Origin of the sequence: Rhabdothermincola sediminis (assembly GCF_014805525.1) — a bacterium.
In the GTDB taxonomy this organism is placed as follows: Bacteria; Actinomycetota; Acidimicrobiia; order Acidimicrobiales; family Acidimicrobilacustridaceae; genus Rhabdothermincola; species Rhabdothermincola sediminis.
Genome location: NZ_JACFSZ010000004.1, coordinates 63,890 through 83,540 on the forward strand (window position 1 = coordinate 63,890; position 19,651 = coordinate 83,540).

Genomic DNA, 19,651 nt, shown 5'->3' on the forward strand with positions numbered 1-19,651 from the left:
TTCGGCGGTGGCGGTGTGTGTCAGGTGCGTCGGTGCAGTCAGGCGTGGGTGCAACGGTTCTCCGAGATGCAAGAAGGCCGCCGGTTTCCCGGCGGCCTTCGGAGCGATCCTTCTTCGCAGATGTGTGGCTACTGCGAGGTCTCCTCCAGCCGCTGGGGGTCGAGCTTGTGGCCGAAGACGGTCACGTCGATGCTCGCGGTCCCGGTGCCGTACCACGGGGCGGGGCAGGCGAACATGCCGGCGCGAGCGCGCGACGCCACGGCGTTGGCCGTCCGGCCTGCCATGTCGGGTGTCGAGCGCTTCATCGTTGCCGTGTTCTTTCTCGCAGTGGCGGGCTCGGAGCCGAACCCCGATCGGTGACCGTGTCGCAGGAGCTACCTGCGCCGATCAATCGCACCACGGCGCCGAGGGTTCGTCAACTGTTTTTCCGATGTCGGGGCCATGGCGCTTCAGTGGCGTGAGCGGCCCAACAGGTGGCAGACCGGTGGCTACGGTCTGCCCGATGCGCGAGCACGGTGCTGACCGCTTGGTCGACGTTCCCACCACCGGCCGGGTGTACCGGGCCGAGCGGCTGGTGCGGTTCGGTGACGTCAGCCCCGCCGGTCGCGCCCGGTTCGACGCGCTGGCCTGCTTCCTCCAGGACGTCTCCAGCGACGACACTGCCGACGCCGGTCTCGACGACGACCTGGCGTGGGTGGTGCGGCGCACCGTGTTCGAGGTCCGCCAGCCAGCCGTGTTCCGGGAGCTGCTGGAGCTGACCACCTTCTGCTCCGGAATCGGTAGCCGGTGGGCCGAGCGGCGCATAGCCGTGCGGGGTGAGCGGGGCGCGGTGATCGACGCCGCCACGCTGTGGGTCCACGTCGAGTTGTCATCGGGCCGACCGATCCCGCTCGACGGGCAGTTCCTCGACCTCTACGGGCCCACCGCCGCGGGTCGGGAGGTCACCGCCCGGCTCCGCCATCGCGCCCACGTGCCGGACGTCGCGGGCAGGCGACCGTGGGGTCTGCGATTCTGCGACTTCGATCCGCTGGGGCACGTGAACAATGCCGCGAGCTGGGCGACCGTGGAGGAGGTGCTGGCCGGTCGGCCCGAGCTCCGCCCCCCATATCGAGCCGAGCTCGAGTACCGGGCGCCGATCGAGCGGGGCGCCGAGATCTCGCTGGCGACGGTGGCCCTCGATGACGGTGGGTTGGCCATGTGGGCCCTCGACGAGCGCACCGGCGAGGTTCACCTCACCGGGCTGGTCTCGCCCCTCGCAGGTTGATCAACCGCTCGGATCGACGACCCGCCCCATCTGCAGCACCAACCGGGTGTCCCGATCCACGACCAGGAAGAGGAACGCTCGGTCGACCCTGACGGTGCGAGGCGCGACCGCTGGGGGGCTTGCCGGAGACGGCCGCAACACCGTCACGGCATCCCCGTTGGTGCCCTGCTCGTCCGCGCCGACGACGGTCTGGTGGACCGCTCGGGAGATCGAGAGCTGTTCGTCTCCGGTGATGCCGGAGAAGTCCGCGCCCTCGGCGAACGCCGAGCGGAGTCCCAGGGCGACGAGGGCTGGCTCGAGCTCGATGGTGCCGGCCACGTGGAAGCGTGGCATCTCCAGCTCGACGTTGGCCGATCGGAGGCTGTCGATGACGCGCCCGAGCGCCTCGCCGTCCAGCGACTGCTCGACGGCATCGAAGGCTCCCTGGTCGGGGACGACGAGGATCATGGCCAGCTCGTCACCGAGGTAGGGGACCGCCAGCGCCTCCCACCCCGGGCCGCGGCCCATGGCGAACCCGCTCGTGCTGGTGGTGGACATGGTGGGTACCTCGACCGTGCGACCGTCGACGGTCGTGAAGGGCGCCAGCCGGGTGCGTTGCGGATCGAACCGCGTCTTCCATGGCGCCCGCAGCGAAGCCACGCTCGGCACGACGAACCGGGTGAACTCGCTGATGCTGCCCTTCGGGAGGATCTGGGTGACCTGGCCGCCGGTGGCCGAGTCCGCCCAGCGGTCGATGATGCGCCGGGCCCGGTCGGGATTGGATCGGAAGTCGGCCGAGTGCAACCCGGTCTCGTAGTAGCGCGCCAGGTCGTCGAGCAGCGACGAGCGAGGATCGGTGTCGAGCTGCACCCACAGCGACCCAGCGGCCCGGAGCTCGATCGAGCCCCAGCGGACGTCGCTGGCGCGCTCGCCGTTGCGCTGCGCCAGCTCCGATCGAAGCGTGTTGAGGCCGTCGTCGAGCCCCCTGCCCGGTCCGGTGTGCAGCAGGCGGTCCAGCTCGTCCCGAGTGGGTCCGGCCGCGCCGAGTCGAGCCTGGGCGAGGGAGATCGCCACCGCGTACGGCGAGACGGCGACGTTCCCACCACGCAGCGCGAGCTGGCGGTGGAGGTCGGCGGCGAAGGCGTTGAGCGCCTCCACCGTCGGGGCCACCGCTCGCTGATCGAGCATGGCCCGGGCCGCGTCGCTGCGGACCTCCCGCCCGTCGAGATCCGCGCAGCTCACGGTGACCAGCGTGAGGCCGGCCGCGACCAAGCAGCGGAGGGCTCGCCAGCGTCGGCGTGTGTAGGGCACCGGTCGAAACGCTAGGCGAGGGTCGGTGGGCGGACGATCGCGGCTTCGAGAGCCATACGATGAGAACATGCAGGTCACCGCGACGGAACGGGCTGTCCAAATCGTCGAGCGGGCCAAGGCCGCTCGGCCGGGCTCGCTCACGATCACCATCGGCACCGGCTGCTGTGAGTCGACCGCCCCCTTCCTCTACGAGGACTTCTGGCCCGGTCCCGACCAGGAGGTGGTGGGCGAGGTGGCCGGTGTGCCGGTGTACGCCCCGGAGTACCTGCGCACCATGTACCCGGGTGACGACGGGGTGGTGATCGACGTCCACGACGGCCCGGCGGAGTCGATGTCCATCGAGACCGAGTGGGACTGCCGGCTGTTCCTGCGCGGCCACGGCGTCGACACCGGATCCGACACCGTGTGCGCCGTCGCGCCCGACGGCCCCGGGCTGTTGGCCACCTCACCACCGGGCTCGCACGTGCGAGGTGAGCTGCCCGAGCAGTTCCGCAGGCTGAAGCTGCGCTGACCGGCTGAGTCGGGCGGGCGGATCGGTGCTCGCTCCGGCAGCGTGGCTCACTCGCCTCTAGGCTTCGATCGCATGAGGTACGTGGAGGCCGGGGGTGTGCGGCTGTCGGTGATCGGGCTCGGCACCTGGCAGTTCGGCTCGGCGGAATGGGGCTACGGCGAGGACTACGCCCGCACCACCGCGGGCCAGCTGGTGCGCCGGGCTCTCGACCTGGGGATCAACCTGATCGACACCGCCGAGATCTACGGCATGGGTCGCTCCGAGCGGATCGTCGGGGAGGCCATCGCCGGGCGCCGCGACGAGGCGTTCGTGGCCACCAAGGTGTTCCCGGTGCTGCCGATCTCCCCGGTCGTGCAATGGCGGGGGGTGCAGTCCGCCCGGCGCCTCGGCGTTTCCCACCTCGACCTCTACCAGGTGCACTGGCCGAACCCGGTGGTGCCGCTGCCCACGACGATGCGGGGCATGCGGGCCCTGCTCGATGTCGGTCTGGTGCGCCATGTCGGGGTGAGCAACTTCGACGTGGCGTGGTGGCGGCGGGCGGAGCGGGCGCTGGGCTCGCCGGTCCTCACGAACCAGGTCCAGTACAGCCTGGCCTGCCGGAAGCCCGACCGGAACGGAGGGGTCGTGCCCTACGCCCAGCAGCACGATCGCCTGGTGATCGCGTACAGCCCGCTGGCCCAAGGTCTGCTCGGGGCTCGCTACGACGCCTCGCACCCCCCGAGCGGTTCCGCTCGGGCGGGCAACCCCTTGTTCCTGCCGGAGAACCTGGAGATGGCACAGGGGCTCATCGACGCGCTGCGTACCGTCGCCCGCTCGCACGACGCCACCCCGGCCCAGGTGGCGCTGGCGTGGGTGATTCGGCGGCCGAACGTCGTCGCCATCCCCGGGGCGAGCAGCGTCGAGCAGCTCGAGCGCAACGCGGAGGCAGCCGATCTCGAGTTGAGCGACGACGACGATGCCTGGCTGACCGACGAGAGCGACCGCTTCCGACCGGTGCGTGGGGTTGCCGCCCTTCCCGGGCTGCTCGCGGCCCGCCGGGGGGCAGGCCGGCCCAGTGGGCCCGCACCGGTCGACGAGACGGCGCCGGAGGAGGTGGGGGCCGAGGTGGTCGACTTCGCTGACTCCGACGCCTGACCCCGCCGCCTGGCGGGTATCAGGTCCTCGTCGCTTCCGTGGCCGGGGCGTCGAGCGCGGCGAGGGCGGCCTCCAGCATCCGGGCCGAGCAGCCAGCCATGTCGGCCGGCGGCACGTAGTCCTCGACGAGGCGGTCGGCGATCTCCCGGAAGGCCGTCGCCGCCGGACCGGTGCCGAGGGCCACGGGTCGACCCTCGTCGCCGCCCCGGGCGACAGATGGCTCGATCGGCACCCGGCCGAGCAGGGGGATCCCGGCGTCGTGGGCGAGCTGCGCACCGCCGCCCGAGCCGAACAGCTCGTAGCGCGAGCCGTGTTCGCACTCGAAGCTGCTCATGTTCTCGATCACCCCCACCACGCGCAGGTAGCTCTTGCGGGCCATGCTGACCGCTCGCACCGCCACCTTCTGGGCGCTGCGGGCCGGGGTGGTGACCACGATCATCTCGGCCCGGGGCAGCATCCGGGCCAGTCCCATCTGAACGTCGCCGGTGCCGGGCGGCATGTCGATGAGCAGGTAGTCCATCTCACCCCACGACACGTCCTCGAGGAAGTGCTGCACGGCCCGGTTGAGCATCAGGCCCCGCCACATCAGCGCAGTCTCCTCGTCGTCGACCAGGTGACCCATCGAGACCACCTTGAGCGATCCCTCACCGCAGGGCTGCACGTGCGGCAGGATCTTCTTCTCGCCCGGCTTGCCCTGCAGCCGGCCCTCGACCCCGAGCATGCGGGGGATGGAGAACCCCCAGATGTCGGCGTCGAGCACGCCGACCGTGAACCCTCGGGTGGCGAGGGCGACGGCCAGGTTGGCGGTGACGGACGACTTGCCCACACCCCCCTTGCCGGAGGCGACGGCGAGCACCCGGGTCGTGGGAGGGATCTCGGTGTCGGGGGCGCGCTCTCGGACGTTCCAGCGAGCCTTGGCCATGGCCGCGGAGCGCTCCTCCGAGGTCATCTCGGTCCACACCAGCTTCACCGATCGCACCCCGGCAAGGGATTCGAGGCGGGCCTTGACGTCACGCTGGATCTGGGCCCGCAAGGGGCAGCCGGCGGTGGTGAGGGCCAGGGTGACCGTGACGGTGCCGTCCGGGCCGACGTCGGCTCCCTTCGCCATCCCGAGCTCCACGATGTCGCTGCCCAGTTCGGGGTCGATCACGCCCCGGAGCAGGCCCAGGACCTCGTCCGCGGTGGGGAGGGGAGCAGCGGCCACACCGAGATTCTAACGGGTTCGACCGTGTAAACTCACGGTGTGAGCCACGACGGGCCGGAGATCGACCTGACCGATCCGCGCGCCCCGCGGCTCGACATCCTCAAGGCCCTCGGTGACAACACCCGCTACGCCATCTACCTGGAGCTGGCCCGCTCGCCCATCCCACTGGCCACCGCGGACATCGCCGAGATCCTGGGCCTGCACGTGAACACCGTGCGGCCCCACCTGGAGCGCATGCGCGAGGTGGGGCTGCTCCAGGTCGACACCGAGGCCCGGGGTGGGGTGGGTCGGCCCCAGCACCGCTACTCCCTCGCCCCCGGCGCACCGTCGCTGGGGCTGGAGCCCTCGCCCTACCCGATCCTCACCGGGGTGCTCCTGCAGGCCGCGGCCGATGCCGGGCTCGACGGCTCGGAGCTCGCGGATGCCGCCCGGGCCCAGGGGCGGGCTGACGCCCGCCGGTGGGAGCCCGGCACCGACCCCATCGACGCCCTGATGATCGAGCAGGCCCGGCTGGGCTTCGACCCGGCCGTCGTCGACGGTGAGGGGTGCGCCACGGTGGCGTTCGCCCACTGCCCGTTCCGTTCCCTGGCGGAGTCCTATCCCGATCTCGTGTGCTCCGTGCACTGCGGGCTGGTGGAGGGGCTGGTGGACGAACTCGGTGATGCCGAGGTCACCGAGTTCCACCCGCTGGTCGACCGCACGCCCTGCCAGGTGGAGGTGGTCCGCCGATGAGGGCCATGTGCCCTCGGGTGCGGGTCGGCGCCGATCGCGGCGCCGGTATCCTTTTCCCGTCAAGACGATCCCAGGAGGCTCGATCGTGATCACCCTCACCGAGAGTGCGTCAGGCAAGGTGAAGGAGCTCATCGCCCAGGAGGGTGACGAGAACCTGATGCTGCGCGTCGCGGTGCGACCGGGCGGCTGCTCGGGCTTCAGCTACGAGATGTTCTTCGACACCGAGCGAGACAGCGACGACCTGACCGCCGAGTACGGCGGCGTCACGGTGGTGGTCGATCCTTCCAGTGCGCAGCTCCTCACCGGGGCCACGCTCGACTACAAGGACGGCCTGCAGGAGGCGGGGTTCTCGATCAACAACCCGAACGCCCAGCGCACCTGCGGCTGCGGTCAGTCCTTCAGCTGACGGGTCGCCCCGTCGCCCCCTGACTGGACCAGCGAGGTCCTTGACCTCTCTCTCTCTCTCTCTCTGGTATTAGTACCTTGTCGCTATAAATTCATTGGCGACGAGGCGATGAGACCGCATCCGAGGGACTGCTCGGATGCATGGGAGGGAGACTCCGTCATGAAGAGAGGCCGTACTACAGGTTCGCGGCGTGTTGCCCAGGGTGTGGGTGCAGTCGGTGTGGTGATCGGGGCGGTCGGCGTGGTGTCACCGGCACCGGCTCAGGCGACGTCAACGAACTGCATCGCGAACATCGGACTGCCTGCAGGTGGGGGCTTATGCACCACTGCCGTGGGCGGAGGCGTGCACATCGACCGCATGGACTACACGCGGCAAGCAGGGCAGGTCTGCAACTACACCGGCGGCTGGGAGGGCACCCTGCCGGATGGCTCGTTCATCGAGGGCTGGGGATCCGCGTTCTCGGGGTGCCGATTCGGCACGGCAGGTGATTCGGAACGGGTTGACCGCGATTTCAAGAACAAGACGTGGTTCCGCGGGAAGTGGAAGGAGGAGGGTCGGGTCGGTCCCGGGCGGACGAGCCACTGCATCGAGCGGAACTGGTGGGACTTCTGTTGAGGATCCGAGCGGCTGCCAAGCGAGTCGGTCCGGGGTATCCCCCCGCTCTCGTGATGGTGGCGGCGGTCGTGGCGCTCGCGGCGGGCTGTTCGGGCTCTGGAGCCTCGGCTGGCGACTCCGGGGAGGGCGGGCGAGCACGCTCCGCGGAGGCGATCGAGGCGGACCTGCGGGCGCAGGCCGCCGCGGCGGGGATCACCGTACCGGATGATCTTCGCCCGTCGGCAGGCCAGCTCGACGCGATGGCCGACGAGAAGGTGGAGCGCTTCGAGCTGGAGCGCCAAGTGCAGGCGTTCTTCGCTTGCCTGCGCGATGCCGGCTTCGAGGTCAAGGACCATGGCTGGGACGAGCAGCAGAACGGTCCCGACTTCGGCGTGGTCCGGATATCGGACGGGCCGACCCCCTTCGACTCGAATCCCTACTTCGACCCTGCTTATGTCCGCTGCTACGGGGAGCACTACGCGCTCGTGAGCACCGCTTGGGATCGCCAGAACCTTCCCAGCATGGACGAGTTGCGGGAGCGGGTACGAGCCATGCTGGAGTGCGCTGCGGACGCGGGTGTCGAGGCGTCGAGCCTCGATGAGCTAACGCCGACGATGCTCGAAGCGCTGAACGAGGTGAAGATGGGCCAGTCGAGTCTCCTGGACGACACAACCGCGAAGGCACTCGTCGCGTGTCATGAGCGTTATTCGAGCAAGATCAACACGGCGAACAAGGCCGAGGCAGCGCAGCTCAGCTCCGAGCGGCTCCGGTAGACGTTGTCCGGCCTCGTTCGTCACCTGATGTTCGGCTCCCGGTTCGCTCGCGGGGTGGTGCCCTTGCTCGCCCCGCTTGCTGTCCTCGTGGCGCTGATCGTGATCGTCCTGCGCGTCGACACCAACGCGGTCGGAGCGATCACTGGCCCGGGACGCCTGGACACCCTTGTCGTCGAGGAGGCTCTCGTGCCGAAGACCGTTCGCGCGAGCCTCGTCAGTTCCGGGCGTCGATCGGCCACACTTCGCACGGCACCGGGCACGGCGGGCACGGTCACGGCTGTGTCGATCGAGGCAGGCTCCACGATACGCACCGGTGCGCCCTTGTTCGAGGTGAACGGTCGCACGGTGCTGGCTGCGGCGACCGAGCGACCCTTCTACCGTCCGATCGGCCCAGGGGCATCGGGCCCGGACGTGGAGATGCTCGGCCAGCTCCTGTCGCGACTCGGGCTTGTCGACCCCTCGGTCGTCGGTCGCCAGGCCGGCTGGGAGCTGGTCCAGGGGATCGACCGGCTCTGGCGGCAGCTCGGCGACGACCCCGGCCAGAACTACCAGTTCGAGCCGAGCTGGCTGGTGTGGATCCCCGTGGACGAGATGGTCGTGGCGGACTCGGTCCTGGAGGTGGGGATGCCCGTGCCGGAGATCATCGGTGCGGCCGTCGGCGCCCACGCGGCAGCTCGGGTCATGCTCTCGGATGGCAGCGAGCTGCCACGCGATGACTGGAGCAGGTACCGGGTGCAGCAGTTCAACGGTGCCGCGGTGCCGGGAATGGAGCCGCCACTCGAGGACGTCGTCGGCGATCCGGGCCGGTACCTGGAGTCGGCGATGGGAGCTGGTGGCTCGGCGCCGGACGCTGGTGGGCCACGGGCCACCGGGGGTGTGCAGGCCGAGAGCACCCAGGAGGCTTCGTACTCGTTGGTGTTGCAACTGCCTGAGACGGTCGAAGGTGCCGTCGTGCCGTTGACCGCTCTTCTGGGTGTTCCGGGCCGCCAGTGCGTCGTCGTGGTCGAGGAAGGTCGCCGGGAGACCCGAGCGGTGGACGCACTCGGAGAGGCGAACGGCCGCCCCGTCGTCGAGGGCATCTCACCGGGAGATCGCATCCTCGTCTCGCCGGACCCGCGGGTGTTCCGATGCTCGGGCTGAGAGGGCCATGAGCGGCTCGGTCCACCTCGACGGAGTGACCTTCACGTATCGGCGTGCCAACCGCTGCTTCGGCCCTTACGAGGCCGAGCTGCGCTTGGGCGAGCTGGTCGCGATCATGGGGCCATCCGGAGCGGGGAAGTCGACGCTGCTGTGGCTCATCGCCGGACTGCTGAAGCCCGCTGCAGGCACGATCACCCGCCCGGCCCCGCGCTCACCCAACCGCCCCGCCGTCGCATGGGTCACCCAGCAGACGAACCTGCTCTCGTCCCGGTCGGTGCTCGACAACGTGTTGGTGGCGATCCGCGCGTTCGGTGTCCCGACCGTTGCCGACATGGCGCTCGCCCGCCAGCGTCTCGCGGATGTCGGCCTCGGCGCGTACGGTGATCGCCGGAGCGCCGAGCTGTCCGGCGGTGAGCGTCAGCGGCTGTGCGTCGCTCGTGCGGTGGCTGGAGGTGCCCCCGTCCTGCTGGCGGACGAGCCCACCGGCCAGCTCGACGACGCGACCTCCCGTGGGGTCTTCCAGGCCCTCCGAACCGCGACCTCCGACGCAGTCGTGATCGTCGCCACCCATGACACGGCGATCCGCAACGTCGCCGATCGGGTCTTCCAACTGCGCGATGGCTGCCTGGTCGAGTCCTGATCGGCCGCCGCGACCGCAGGTCGGCTACGAGGCGTTCGCGAACGTGGGCGCGAACCGGCTCACCACCCTCCTGCTCGCAGTGGGCCTGTTCGGGATGCTGACCGTGTCGGTAGGCCCGATGCTGTTTGGGGATCGCGCCGCGATCCGCGACACCATCGAGGCGGTCGAGATGGGCACGCTCACCTACGAGCTGCATCCGTCGGATCGCTCGCAGAACCCCACCATCGGGGCCGAGGAGTGCGATGTGGGCTGGTTGAACCCGGTCGGGGTGATCCGCTGGAGCGGTGCCGCATCGGCATCGCGCTCGGTGACGCCTCGAGGTGGCCTCACGCTTCCGGTGCCGGCTTACGACGTCTCCGCAGGGATGCTACGGCGCCTCGGGGTCGCACCCGGGAGCGATGAGGTGCTTGTCGGAGCGGCCTACGCGGAGGAAGCCGGTCTCCGCTCGGGGTCCGTGCTGCTCATCGACGATCGTGAGCGGTACGCACGCGTGGTGCCGCTGCCCGGTGAGCTGCATGCCTACCAGCGCGCCGTGCTGGTACCGAGCACCGAGTTCCGGGCCACCACTTGTGTGGTCGGCCTCGACCCGGCGGTGTGGCGTGCCCCGGACCGGTCGCTCGACGCCACTGTTCCGATGGCGATCAGTGACTGGCTGCGACGCTGTGTCGCGTGTGACCAGGTGCGGATCTCCGATGCGGTTCGCGCCGCGGCACGACGAGCCGACTTCTGGCCGATCGGGGTGGTGGGGGCGGCCCTGCTCGGTGTGCTGTACGTGATCCTGCGGCGGTCGGATCTGGCGGTGTACCGGCTCGTCGGCTTCGGGCGGGCCGGCACCGCGACGGTCGCCGGTTTGGAGGCGTTCGTGATCGGGGCGTGGTCAGCCGCGGTCGCTGCGGTGGCGTTCGCTGGAGTGTTGGATCGGCCACCGCCAGTTCCGCGGGAGCTCGCGATCCGATACGTCCTGATAGGTGCGTGCATCGTCGCGGCGTGGGTGTCCGGTGTCGCACTCGGGGCCATGGCGATCTCCGAGCGCCGCGTCATCGCAGCGCTGCGAGGGTGAGAGCGAGAAGCAAGGAGCCGCCGTATGGCGATCGGGGAGATGGTGGCAACGGAACGGGTGCGGCTTCGTGCTGTCGATCCGGACGACGTCCCGCACCTGTGGGCGCTCGTGCAAGATCCGCTCGTCGCGCAGCGCTGGCGGACGATGGGGGCCAGCGTCTCTCCTGGTGAGTTCCAGGAATCGCTCTGGGCGGGCGTTCTCGTCCAACACCTTGCCGTCGATCAGCAGTCGGGTGAACGTGTGGCGTGGCTGATCTGCTACGACGCGAACCACCGGCATCTTCACGCGTCGTTCGCAGTGGTGGCGTTTCCCGCCTATAGCGGCTCCAGGGCGTTGCGAGATGCCATCCATCTCTTCATCGACTACCTGTTCGCCACGTGGCCTCTCCGCCAACTTCTCGTCGAGGTGCCCGAGTTCAACCTCCCGTCCGTTGCCGCGGCGTTGCGGCGGTTCGCCGAACACGTCGGGTCGATCCCGGAGTACCTCTTCACGATGGACCGTTGGTGGAGCCTCGAGATCTTCACCATCAGGCGGGATGCTCGGCTCGAGGATGCCCGAGCGAGGCTCTCGCAACGCAGGGTGATGGTCGAGGCGGGGCCCTTCCAGTTCGAGCTCACGGATCCCCGTGAGCCGTGAAGGTCGGGACAGCGTGGCCGGCCGCGTGCGAGCGCTGGGGGTCACCCGGTGAGCCGGTCGAGCGCTTGGCGGAGCTCCTGGCGGTCGAAGACGTTGTCGAGCCGCTCGACGATCACCCCCGAGCGGTCGGCGACGAACAGGCACGGCTCGAACACCAGCCCGTAGGCGTCGACAACCGGCGCCAGCGTGGCGGTGGCCAGATCGCCCGTGGCGGCCGCGTCAGCCCAGACCTCGGCGTGGAGGAACTGCACCCCCGAACGTGAGCCGACCTCCTCGAGGAGCAGATTCAGGACCGGCCCGCAGGCTGTGCTGGTGCAGAACCGTGGCGTCGCCACCAGCAGCACCGTGGGCTCGGCGGCGGCCAGCGCCTCGGTGAGCGTCGGCTCGTGGAGCGGGCAGGGGGGCTCGTGGGTGCAGTAGGGCTCGACCCCGCGATGGTCGCTCGGCGTCGGGGTGTCGACCGGCACCATCTGGTGGCCTGCTTGGGGCAGCGGCACCTGGTCGGCGGTGTCCACCTGCACCGCCTGGCGGCGGGTGCCACCGTCGATGTCGGCGGTGATCTGGTAGAGGCCGGGGGTGGCGAAGGTGGTGCGCAGGGGGAAGTATGGGTACGGCACGCCGTCGCGGTGCGCAGCCACCCGCACGGGCTCCCCGACGGGCTGGTCGCTCTCGTCCCGCACGTGGAACGTGAGCTCGTCCGGCACGTCCGTGGCCCGTGCGCCGTCACTCGTGACCAGGGCGAAGGTCAGCCGCTGTTCGGTGCCGGCCACGAGGTAGCCGCCCCGGAACTCGAAGTTCGCCACCAGCTCGCGCTGGCCCTCTCTCAGCGGCTCGAGGCTCACGGTTCCCTCTTGACGGGATTCCCCGGTCTTCCCGCAGGCGGCGAGGACCGCCAGGCCCGCCGAGCCGGCGAGGAACGAGCGCCTGCTGAGCCGCCGGGGCTCGGCCCGGGGCCCGACCCGAGGCTCGGCCACGCCTCCTGCGATGCGGCGGCGCTGCGGTTCGGGAGCCACGAGTGGTGAACCTATCCTCGCTCCGGTGAGCAATGGTCGCGCCACGGGCGGAGCGATGGGGCAGCGGGCATGGGGGTGACGTTCCTGGTCGACGGCCGGGAGGTCACCCTGGACGACGAGGACTGCTCGTTGCTCGAGGCGCTGCGCGACCGGCTCGGGGTTCGAGCTCCCAAGGACGGTTGCAGCCCGCAGGGCCAGTGCGGCTGCTGCACCGTGCTCGTGGACGGCGCCCCGCGGGTGTCGTGCGTGACCCCGCTGCGCCGGGTGGCCGGCCGTTCGGTGACCACGGTCGAGGGGCTGCCCGACGCCGATCGCCTGGCGTGGGGCGAGGCGTTCTGCGCCACGGGGGGCAGCCAGTGTGGCTTCTGCACCCCGGGCATCGTGGTGCGGCTGGAGTCGCTCCGCCGCAAGGGTGTCCCGGCCGGCGACCGCGCGGCGATCGAGCGGGCTCTCGCCGCCCACCTGTGCCGCTGCACCGGCTGGCAGACCATCGTCGAGGCCTACGCCGCGTTCGGCTCGGCCTCCCCTGAGGGCCGGGACCTGGCCGCGGCCGCCCGCCGAGCCGAGCTGGAGGGCGGCACGCCTCAGCGGGTGGCCCCGGAGGTGTCGCTCGGCCAGGGCGGGTTCGCGGACGACACCGCCCCGGCGGGCGCGCTGGTCGCCGTGCGTGATCAGCGTGGCGGGTGGGCGCTGGGCGAGACCCTCGCCGAGGCTCGGCGCGCGGGCGGCAAGGTGCAGGGCCGCCGCACCACCGCAGGGCTGCACCACCCCCTCGAGGTGCCACCGGGCGACTGGGAGGTGACCCTGCGCACCACGTGGGTCGAACCTGCGTATCTGGAGACCGACGCGTCGTGGTGTCTGCCGGGAGGCGAGCCCGCGTCGCCGCTGGCGAACGGAGGCGCGTTCGGCGGCAAGCTCGCCAGCGAGGTGGCCGCGGTGGCCCGGCGCCTCGCCGACGAGCACGGTCGGGCGGTGCGGGTGCTGCTCTCCCGCGAGGACGTGGTGCGCCGCGGCCCCAAGCGGCCACCGATCGCGGCTGGTGTGCGCCGTGACGGCACCGGGGTGGTGCGGGTCGTGGCCACGCCGGGCATCCGGGAACGGATCGGGGCGCTGGCGCCGGGCTTGGAGGTCGAGCAGGTGGCCGTGCCGGGTCCGCCGACCTCGGTCGCGCTGCGGGCCGCGGGCTGGGCCGAGGCGGCGGTCCTGCTCGCCGGGGCCCGCGGGCGGGTGGAGCCGGTGCGGTCACCCTCGGGAGCGGAAGCCGAAGCGCAGCTCGGGCCGGACGGTCGGGTGCGGGTGCGGGTCCGATGTGGGGACCCGCTCGATGAGATCGTGCTGCGCTCCTACTGCATTGGCGCGGCCCACATGGCGCTCGGGTGGGTCACCTCGGAGGGGATCGCCGTCGACGAGGAGGGCGAGCCACACGATCTCACGATCCGCTCCTTCGGGGTGCTGCGAGCCAGCGACACGCCGCCCGTGGAGGTCGAGATCGACGATGATGGCGGTGAGCCGGTCAACGGGTCCGATGCGGTGTTCGCGGCGGTGGCCGCTGCGGCCTGGCTCGCACAGGGATGCCCGCCCGAGTGGCCTACCGGGCGCGGTGTGGGACGATGACCAGATGACCACGCCCATCGGTCCCTACACCTCCATCGTGCGTGCCGGCGACCTGCTGGTGGTCTCGGGTCAGGTGGGCGTCAGAGACGGCGCCATGGTGCCCGGCGGGGTGGCCGCCGAGACCCGCCAGGCGATCGACAACATCGCTGCGCTGCTCGCCACGGAGGGGGCGTCGCTCGCGGACGTGGTCAAGACCACCGTCTTCTTGCGCCACATGCGGGACTTCGCCCTGATGAACGAGGCCTACGCGGAGATCTTCGGGGAGACCCGGCCGGCTCGCTCGACTGTCGCCGTGGTGGAGTTGCCCGCGCTCGCTCTGGTGGAGATCGAGGCCTGGGCCTACCGGCCCCGATCTTGAGCGGTCTTGGAGCGCAGCGGCGGGATCGGCCATGATGGCCCTGTGATCGGCGCCGTTGCGATCGTCGTCATCCTCGTGGTGGTAATCCCCGTGTTGGTGCTGATGAGCTCCGCTGTCCTGGCCGGCGTGCTCGGCTGGCTGTTGAAGGCAGAGGTCGACGAGCACTACGAGGGCACGGAGTACCTCGAGCTAGCCGGCTGACCCGCTGAGCTGCAGCCCCGTCCCTCCCCCTCCCGCCTCCCCCCCTCCCGAGCTGTTCATGGATCCGCGGCCGCTAGCCGCGTGCGGGTGAACAGTTGCGGAGGGGCGGGTCGCCAACGGAGGATCAGACGTTCCAGCGGCTCTGACCGAATCGGTAGCCGACCGAGCGCACAGTCTGGATGAGACCAGCGTGTTCCTCCCCGAGCTTGGCTCGGAGCCGGCGAATGTGGACGTCGACGGTGCGGGCCCCGCCGTAGTACTCGTAGCCCCACACCCTTGACAGCAGTGTTTCACGGGTGAAGACCTTGCCGGGGTGGGAGGCGAGGAACTTGAGCAGCTCGTACTCCATGTAGGTGAGATCGAGCGGGCGGCCATCGATTGCGGCCTGGTAGGTCTCGAGGTTGAGCACCAGCCCGGCGTACTCCACCAGCTCCGGGCGGGTACCGCGCCCGGTACGCCAGAACAGATGCTTGAGTCGGGCTTCCAGCTCTCGTGGATGGAACGGCGTGAGGCAGAAGTCGTCGAAGAGGTCGTCGCGCAGCTCCAGGTCGGTGAGCTGGGTGCCGTTGACGAGCAGCAGCACCGGCTCGAGGGGCACGTCCCGCTTGCGCAACGCCCGGCACACGGCGAACGCGCCCTCCGGGTCCCGGTCAGCGCACACGATCGCTCCCGCCCAACCGTCGTGCGGCTCGTGGCGGGTGATACCACTCTCGTCCCCGACCGACTTCCACGGGTAGCCGCTGAGGTCGAGCGCCTGGGCCAGCTCGGGCGGCGCCGGATCCGGGAAGAGCAGCAGCGGTTCCATCGGTCGCCGTCAGAGGTTGGGCAGGTATCGATCCAGCTCGAACTGGGTCACCTGGGACTTGTACGCGAACCACTCGGCCCGCTTGTTCCGCAGGAACCACTCGAAGATGTGCTCGCCCAGCGCCTCGGCCACCAGCTCGGACTCCTCCATGAGATCGAGCGCGTCGGAGAGGGACTGAGGGAGCGGTTGGATGCCTTCGGCGGCGCGCTCTTCGGGGGTCATCTCGAAGACGTTGGTCGACGACTCTGATGGGAGCTCGTAGCCCCCTTCGATCCCCCGCAGCCCGGCCGCGAGGATCACCGAGAATGCCAGGTACGGGTTGCACGCAGGGTCAGGGGCGCGGTACTCGATGCGGGTGGAGGACTCTTTGCCTCGCTTCGTGACCGGCACACGGACGAGAGCAGAGCGGTTGTTGCGAGCCCAGGTGACATACACCGGCGCCTCGTAGCCCACGATGAGCCGCTTGTAGGAGTTCACGATCTGGTTGGTCACCGCCGTGATCTCGCCGGCGTGATGCAGCAACCCCGCGATGAACCCCCGGGCCACCTTCGACAGGCCGTACTGGTCGCCGGGCTCGTGGAAGGCGTTGCGATCACCCTCGAACAGCGACATGTGGGTGTGCATGCCCGATCCCTGCACTCCGGCGAGGGGCTTGGGCATGAAGGTCGCGTACGCCCCTTGTTCGAGAGCGATCTCGCGGACCACGAGCCGGAATGTCATGACATTGTCAGCCATGCTCAGCGCATCGGTGTAGCGCAGGTCGATCTCGTGCTGGCTGGGCGCGTCCTCGTGGAACGAGTACTCGACCGGGATGCCCATCGCCTCGAGCACCTGCAGGGTGCGCTTGCGCAGGTCGCTGGCCACATCGGCGGTGGTGAGGTCGAAGTAGGAGCCGGAATCGAGTGGTCGCGGGAGGTGGGACGGGTCCCCATCCTCGAAGTAGAAGAACTCCATCTCCGGGGCGACCATGAACGAGAAGCCCTTCTCCCGGGCCCGGTCGAGGTTGCGCTTGAGCACCTGGCGGGGGTCGCCTTCGAACGGCGTGCCGTCGTGGTTCAGGATGTCGCAGAACATGCGGGCCGAGACGTCCTCGCGATCGCCCCACGGGAGCAACTCGAAGGTGTTCGGGTCGGGCTTGGCGAGCACGTCGCTCTCCTGTACCCGGCTGAAGCCGTCGATGGCGGAGCCATCGAAGTGCATGCCCTCGTCGAAGGCGTTCTCGAGCTCTGCCGGGGAGATGGCGACCGACTTGAGCTGGCCGAGCACGTCGGTGAACCACAGGCGGATGAGCCGTACCCCGCGCTCTTCCACCGTTCGGAGCACGTAGTCCTGCTGGCGTTCCATGGCCGCATGTTTACACGGGTCGCGCGGTGCCCGGCCGAGCCCCTTCCGTGTTCACATAGCGTTCACATTCGGGAAAAGGCCGGGAAACAGCGTCTTGCGAACCTGCTCGCACCCCGCACGATCGCGCGGGCGAACCGTCCCGAATCAACGTCGGCTGCGCTGGGACCGTGGAACGCCGACCGGACCTGTGAGTAGGAGACCTCGTGAGCTACAGGGCTGAGTACATCTGGATCGACGGCACCGAGCCCACACCGCTGCTGCGGTCGAAGACCAAGATCATCCCCAGCGGTGAGGAGCCCGGCATCTGGGGCTTCGACGGGTCGAGCACCAACCAGGCTCCGGGCAGTGCCTCGGACTGCGTGTTGCGACCGGTGTTCGTGTGCCCCGATCCGATCCGGGGCGGGGATGACAAGCTGGTGATGTGCGAGGTGCTGCTGACCGACTTCACCCCGCATCCCACCAATACCCGGGCGGCATGCGTGGCGGCGGCCGAGAAGTACGCGGACCAGGAGCCGCTGTTCGGCATCGAGCAGGAGTACACGTTCCTGAAGGACGGGCGCCCGCTGGGCTGGCCGCAGGGCGGGTTCCCGGGTCCACAGGGGCCGTACTACTGCGGTGTGGGCGCGGACGAGATCTGGGGGCGCGACATCGTCGAGGCCCACACCAAGGCGTGCATGGACGCGGGCCTGCACATCTCGGGGACGAACGCCGAGGTGATGATGGGCCAGTGGGAGTTCCAGATCGGGCCGGTCGCCCCACCCCAGGTGGCAGACGAGCTGTACGTGGCCCGGTGGCTGCTGTACCGCATCGCTGAGGACTTCGACGTCGCGGTGACCATCGACCCCAAGCCCATGCCTGGTGACTGGAACGGCGCCGGTGCCCACACCAACTTCTCCACCAACAAGATGCGCGAGAGCTACGACGCGATCATCACCGCCTGCGAGGCGCTGGGGAAGAACGCTACGGAGCACATCGAGAACTACGGCGCGGGTGTCGAGCGGCGGCTGACGGGCTTGCACGAGACGGCGCCGTGGACCGAGTTCAGCTACGGCGTGTCGGACCGGGGTGCTTCCGTACGTATTCCCTGGCAGGTGGAGAAGGAAGGCAAGGGCTACATCGAGGATCGGCGCCCCAACGCCAACTGCGATCCGTACACGGTGACCCGCCTCATCGTCGAGACCTGCTGCGGCGCGCTGGCGAGCTGACGTTTCGCGACGCCCGCCGCTCGATCGATCTGGATCGGCGGATCCTCGGCGGCCCCTCCGATACCCCGGCGGCGCGGGTGGGGAGGGGCCGCTAGTGTCCTTCCGACCCGTGCCGTGCACGGGGCTGGCGCCGGTGCGATGCCGGCGGTGGTCACGCGCTGAGCGATCAACGCGCTGAGCGATCTGAGGAAAGGAAGCTGCCTTGCAGGAACGCACTCCCGATGAGGTCCTCGCGCTGGTCGAGAGCGAGGGATGCGAGTTCGTCGACTTCCGGTTCTCGGACCTGCCCGGGATCATGCAGCACGTCACCATCCCGGCTCGGCTGCTCGGTGAGAGCCACTTCACCGAAGGCCACGGCTTCGACGGGTCGTCGATCCGCGGGTTCCAGGAGATCCAGGAATCCGACATGGTGCTGATCGCGGATCCGAATACCTGCTACATCGATCCGTTCATGCGACGGAAGACGGCGGTCATCCACTGCTTCGTGGCCGACCCCGTCACCGGCGAGAGCTACTCGCGCGATCCCCGCTACGTCGCCCAGAAGGCGGAGGCATACCTGCGTTCGACCGGTATCGCTGACACCGCGTACTTCGGTCCCGAGTCCGAGTTCTTCGTGTTCGATGACGTTCGCTTCGATACCCGGGCCAACGAGTCCTACTACTTCGTCGACTCGGTGGAGGGCATCTGGAACACCGGCGCCGACGAGCTGCCCGGGAACCTCGGCTACAAGCCACGCACCAAGCAGGGCTACTTCCCGGTGCCGCCGACCGATCACTACCAGGACCTGCGCTCGGAGATGGCCGCCACCCTCCACGAGGTGGGCATCGAGACCGAGCTGCACCATCACGAGGTGGCGAGCGGCGGCCAGGGAGAGATCGGCATGCGCTTCTCGACCTTGCTCGACCAGGCCGATCAGCTGATGACCTTCAAGTACGTGCTGAAAGGTGTCGCCTGGCAGGCGGGCAAGTCGCTGACGTTCATGCCGAAGCCGCTGTTCGAGGACAACGGCTCGGGCATGCACACACACCAGTCGCTGTGGAAAGGCGGCGAGCCGCTGTTCTACGACGAAGCGGGTTACGCGGGGCTGTCCGACATCGCCCGCTGGTACATCGGTGGGCTTCTCCACCATGCGCACGCGGTGATCGCGTTCACGAACCCGACCACGAACAGCTTCAAGCGCCTGGTGCCCGGTTACGAGGCCCCGGTCAACCTCGTGTACAGCCAGCGCAACCGCTCAGCTGCCTGCCGTATCCCGCTGGCGTCGCAGAGCCCCAAGGCCAAGCGCATCGAGTTCCGCTGCCCTGACAGCACGGCGAACCCGTACCTGGCGTTCTCGGCGATGCTGCTCGCGGGCCTCGACGGCATCCAGAACCGCATCGAGCCCCCCGCGCCGGTCGACAAGGACCTCTACGACCTGCCGCCCGAGGAGCTGGCGAAGGTGCCGCAGGTGCCGGCATCGCTCGACGAGGCGTTGCGGGCGCTGGAGGACGACCAGGACTTCTTGAAGGTGGGCGGGGTGTTCACCGACGACCTGATCGAGACCTGGATCGAGTACAAGCGCCGCAACGAGATCGACGCCATCCGCTTGCGCCCGCACCCCTACGAGTTCGCCCTCTACTACGACATCTAGGTCGGGGGATCAGTCGCTCCGCAGGTCAGGGGTCGTTTCTGGCGCCTCACCTGCGGAAGCGCCCGTGCGGGGCACCGAGTCCATACCGAACGAGATC

General features: G+C 69.6%; 22 protein-coding genes. 16 read left to right on the forward strand and 6 right to left on the reverse strand.

Annotated features, from left to right (window positions below):
• Positions 1–128 precede the first annotated feature (128 nt).
• Positions 129–305, reverse strand: a complete 177-nt coding sequence (locus HZF19_RS04370) for a hypothetical protein (RefSeq protein ID WP_208027532.1) — start codon at positions 303–305, stop codon at positions 129–131.
• A 197-nt stretch (positions 306–502) separates the two neighbouring features.
• Between HZF19_RS04370 and HZF19_RS04375 the strand changes: the two genes are divergently transcribed.
• Positions 503–1,264, forward strand: a complete 762-nt coding sequence (locus HZF19_RS04375) for an acyl-[acyl-carrier-protein] thioesterase (protein ID WP_208027533.1) — start codon at positions 503–505, stop codon at positions 1,262–1,264.
• On the opposite strand, the gene HZF19_RS04380 is transcribed toward HZF19_RS04375, so the two are convergent.
• Positions 1,265–2,554 (reverse strand): serpin family protein, encoded by a 1,290-nt coding sequence (locus HZF19_RS04380; RefSeq protein ID WP_208027534.1) that lies wholly within the window; start codon positions 2,552–2,554, stop codon positions 1,265–1,267. It abuts the gene before it with no gap.
• Positions 2,555–2,621: 67 nt separating this feature from the next.
• Between HZF19_RS04380 and HZF19_RS04385 the strand changes: the two genes are divergently transcribed.
• Together HZF19_RS04385 and HZF19_RS04390 are read left to right on the forward strand one after the other, a co-directional pair.
• Positions 2,622–3,065, forward strand: coding sequence for a DUF779 domain-containing protein (locus HZF19_RS04385; protein WP_208027535.1), 444 nt, complete (start codon positions 2,622–2,624; stop codon positions 3,063–3,065).
• Between the two features lie 72 nt (positions 3,066–3,137).
• Positions 3,138–4,199 carry an aldo/keto reductase gene (locus HZF19_RS04390; RefSeq protein ID WP_208027536.1) on the forward strand — a complete coding sequence of 354 codons (1,062 nt, stop codon included), beginning with the start codon at positions 3,138–3,140 and terminating at the stop codon, positions 4,197–4,199.
• 19 nt (positions 4,200–4,218) lie between these two features.
• Here the strand turns inward: HZF19_RS04390 and HZF19_RS04395 are convergent, their stop codons facing one another.
• Positions 4,219–5,403 (reverse strand): Mrp/NBP35 family ATP-binding protein, encoded by a 1,185-nt coding sequence (locus tag HZF19_RS04395; protein WP_208027537.1) that lies wholly within the window; start codon positions 5,401–5,403, stop codon positions 4,219–4,221.
• Between the two features lie 39 nt (positions 5,404–5,442).
• Between HZF19_RS04395 and HZF19_RS04400 the strand changes: the two genes are divergently transcribed.
• The 8 genes from HZF19_RS04400 (at position 5,443) to HZF19_RS04435 (ending at position 11,384) form a co-directional block, all read left to right on the forward strand.
• Positions 5,443–6,135 carry a helix-turn-helix transcriptional regulator gene (locus tag HZF19_RS04400; protein WP_208027538.1) on the forward strand — a complete coding sequence of 231 codons (693 nt, stop codon included), beginning with the start codon at positions 5,443–5,445 and terminating at the stop codon, positions 6,133–6,135.
• Between the two features lie 85 nt (positions 6,136–6,220).
• Positions 6,221–6,541 (forward strand): iron-sulfur cluster insertion protein ErpA, encoded by a 321-nt coding sequence (gene erpA / locus HZF19_RS04405; protein WP_307781137.1) that lies wholly within the window; start codon positions 6,221–6,223, stop codon positions 6,539–6,541.
• 330 nt (positions 6,542–6,871) lie between these two features.
• On the forward strand, positions 6,872–7,156 hold the full coding sequence (locus HZF19_RS04410) for a hypothetical protein (protein WP_208027540.1): 285 nt from the start codon (positions 6,872–6,874) through the stop codon (positions 7,154–7,156).
• Positions 7,141–7,908: a hypothetical protein gene (locus HZF19_RS04415; protein WP_208027541.1), complete on the forward strand. Its 768-nt coding sequence runs from the start codon at positions 7,141–7,143 to the stop codon at positions 7,906–7,908. The genes HZF19_RS04410 and HZF19_RS04415 overlap by 16 nt, the downstream gene beginning before the upstream one ends.
• Positions 7,909–7,935: 27 nt before the next feature.
• On the forward strand, positions 7,936–9,048 hold the full coding sequence (locus tag HZF19_RS04420; RefSeq protein ID WP_208027542.1) for an efflux RND transporter periplasmic adaptor subunit: 1,113 nt from the start codon (positions 7,936–7,938) through the stop codon (positions 9,046–9,048).
• A 7-nt stretch (positions 9,049–9,055) separates the two neighbouring features.
• Positions 9,056–9,688: an ABC transporter ATP-binding protein gene (locus tag HZF19_RS04425; protein WP_208027543.1), complete on the forward strand. Its 633-nt coding sequence runs from the start codon at positions 9,056–9,058 to the stop codon at positions 9,686–9,688.
• Positions 9,666–10,748 (forward strand): hypothetical protein, encoded by a 1,083-nt coding sequence (locus tag HZF19_RS04430; RefSeq protein ID WP_208027544.1) that lies wholly within the window; start codon positions 9,666–9,668, stop codon positions 10,746–10,748. Before HZF19_RS04425 ends, HZF19_RS04430 begins: the two co-directional genes overlap by 23 nt.
• A 24-nt stretch (positions 10,749–10,772) precedes the next feature.
• Positions 10,773–11,384 carry a GNAT family N-acetyltransferase gene (locus HZF19_RS04435; protein WP_208027545.1) on the forward strand — a complete coding sequence of 204 codons (612 nt, stop codon included), beginning with the start codon at positions 10,773–10,775 and terminating at the stop codon, positions 11,382–11,384.
• 41 nt (positions 11,385–11,425) lie between these two features.
• Here HZF19_RS04435 and HZF19_RS04440 read toward each other — a convergent pair whose 3' ends face one another.
• The gene (locus HZF19_RS04440) at positions 11,426–12,397 is read right to left on the reverse strand and encodes a hypothetical protein (RefSeq protein ID WP_208027546.1); all 972 of its coding nucleotides are present in this window, start codon (positions 12,395–12,397) and stop codon (positions 11,426–11,428) included.
• Positions 12,398–12,466: 69 nt separating this feature from the next.
• Between HZF19_RS04440 and HZF19_RS04445 the strand changes: the two genes are divergently transcribed.
• From HZF19_RS04445 to HZF19_RS04455, 3 genes are read left to right on the forward strand one after another with little or no spacing between them, the layout of a single operon-like run.
• Positions 12,467–14,011, forward strand: coding sequence for a (2Fe-2S)-binding protein (locus HZF19_RS04445; protein ID WP_208027547.1), 1,545 nt, complete (start codon positions 12,467–12,469; stop codon positions 14,009–14,011).
• Positions 14,012–14,015: 4 nt separating this feature from the next.
• Positions 14,016–14,369, forward strand: coding sequence for a RidA family protein (locus tag HZF19_RS04450; RefSeq protein WP_208027548.1), 354 nt, complete (start codon positions 14,016–14,018; stop codon positions 14,367–14,369).
• Between the two features lie 42 nt (positions 14,370–14,411).
• Entirely contained in the window at positions 14,412–14,570 is a 159-nt protein-coding gene (locus HZF19_RS04455; RefSeq protein ID WP_208027549.1) for a hypothetical protein, read from the forward strand.
• Between the two features lie 124 nt (positions 14,571–14,694).
• Here HZF19_RS04455 and HZF19_RS17060 read toward each other — a convergent pair whose 3' ends face one another.
• Both HZF19_RS17060 and HZF19_RS04465 read right to left on the reverse strand, forming a co-directional pair.
• A complete protein-coding gene (locus tag HZF19_RS17060) occupies positions 14,695–15,375 on the reverse strand; it encodes a winged helix-turn-helix domain-containing protein (RefSeq protein ID WP_208027550.1) in 681 nt (226 codons plus the stop codon).
• Between the two features lie 9 nt (positions 15,376–15,384).
• The gene (locus tag HZF19_RS04465; protein ID WP_208027551.1) at positions 15,385–16,719 is read right to left on the reverse strand and encodes a glutamine synthetase family protein; all 1,335 of its coding nucleotides are present in this window, start codon (positions 16,717–16,719) and stop codon (positions 15,385–15,387) included.
• Between the two features lie 203 nt (positions 16,720–16,922).
• On the opposite strand from HZF19_RS04465, the gene glnII reads away from it, so the two are divergent.
• Together glnII and glnA are read left to right on the forward strand one after the other, a co-directional pair.
• Positions 16,923–17,924 carry a glutamine synthetase GlnII gene (gene glnII, locus HZF19_RS04470; protein ID WP_208027552.1) on the forward strand — a complete coding sequence of 334 codons (1,002 nt, stop codon included), beginning with the start codon at positions 16,923–16,925 and terminating at the stop codon, positions 17,922–17,924.
• A 202-nt stretch (positions 17,925–18,126) separates the two neighbouring features.
• Positions 18,127–19,554, forward strand: coding sequence for a type I glutamate--ammonia ligase (gene glnA / locus HZF19_RS04475; protein ID WP_208027553.1), 1,428 nt, complete (start codon positions 18,127–18,129; stop codon positions 19,552–19,554).
• The last annotated feature ends 97 nt before the right edge of the window (positions 19,555–19,651 follow it).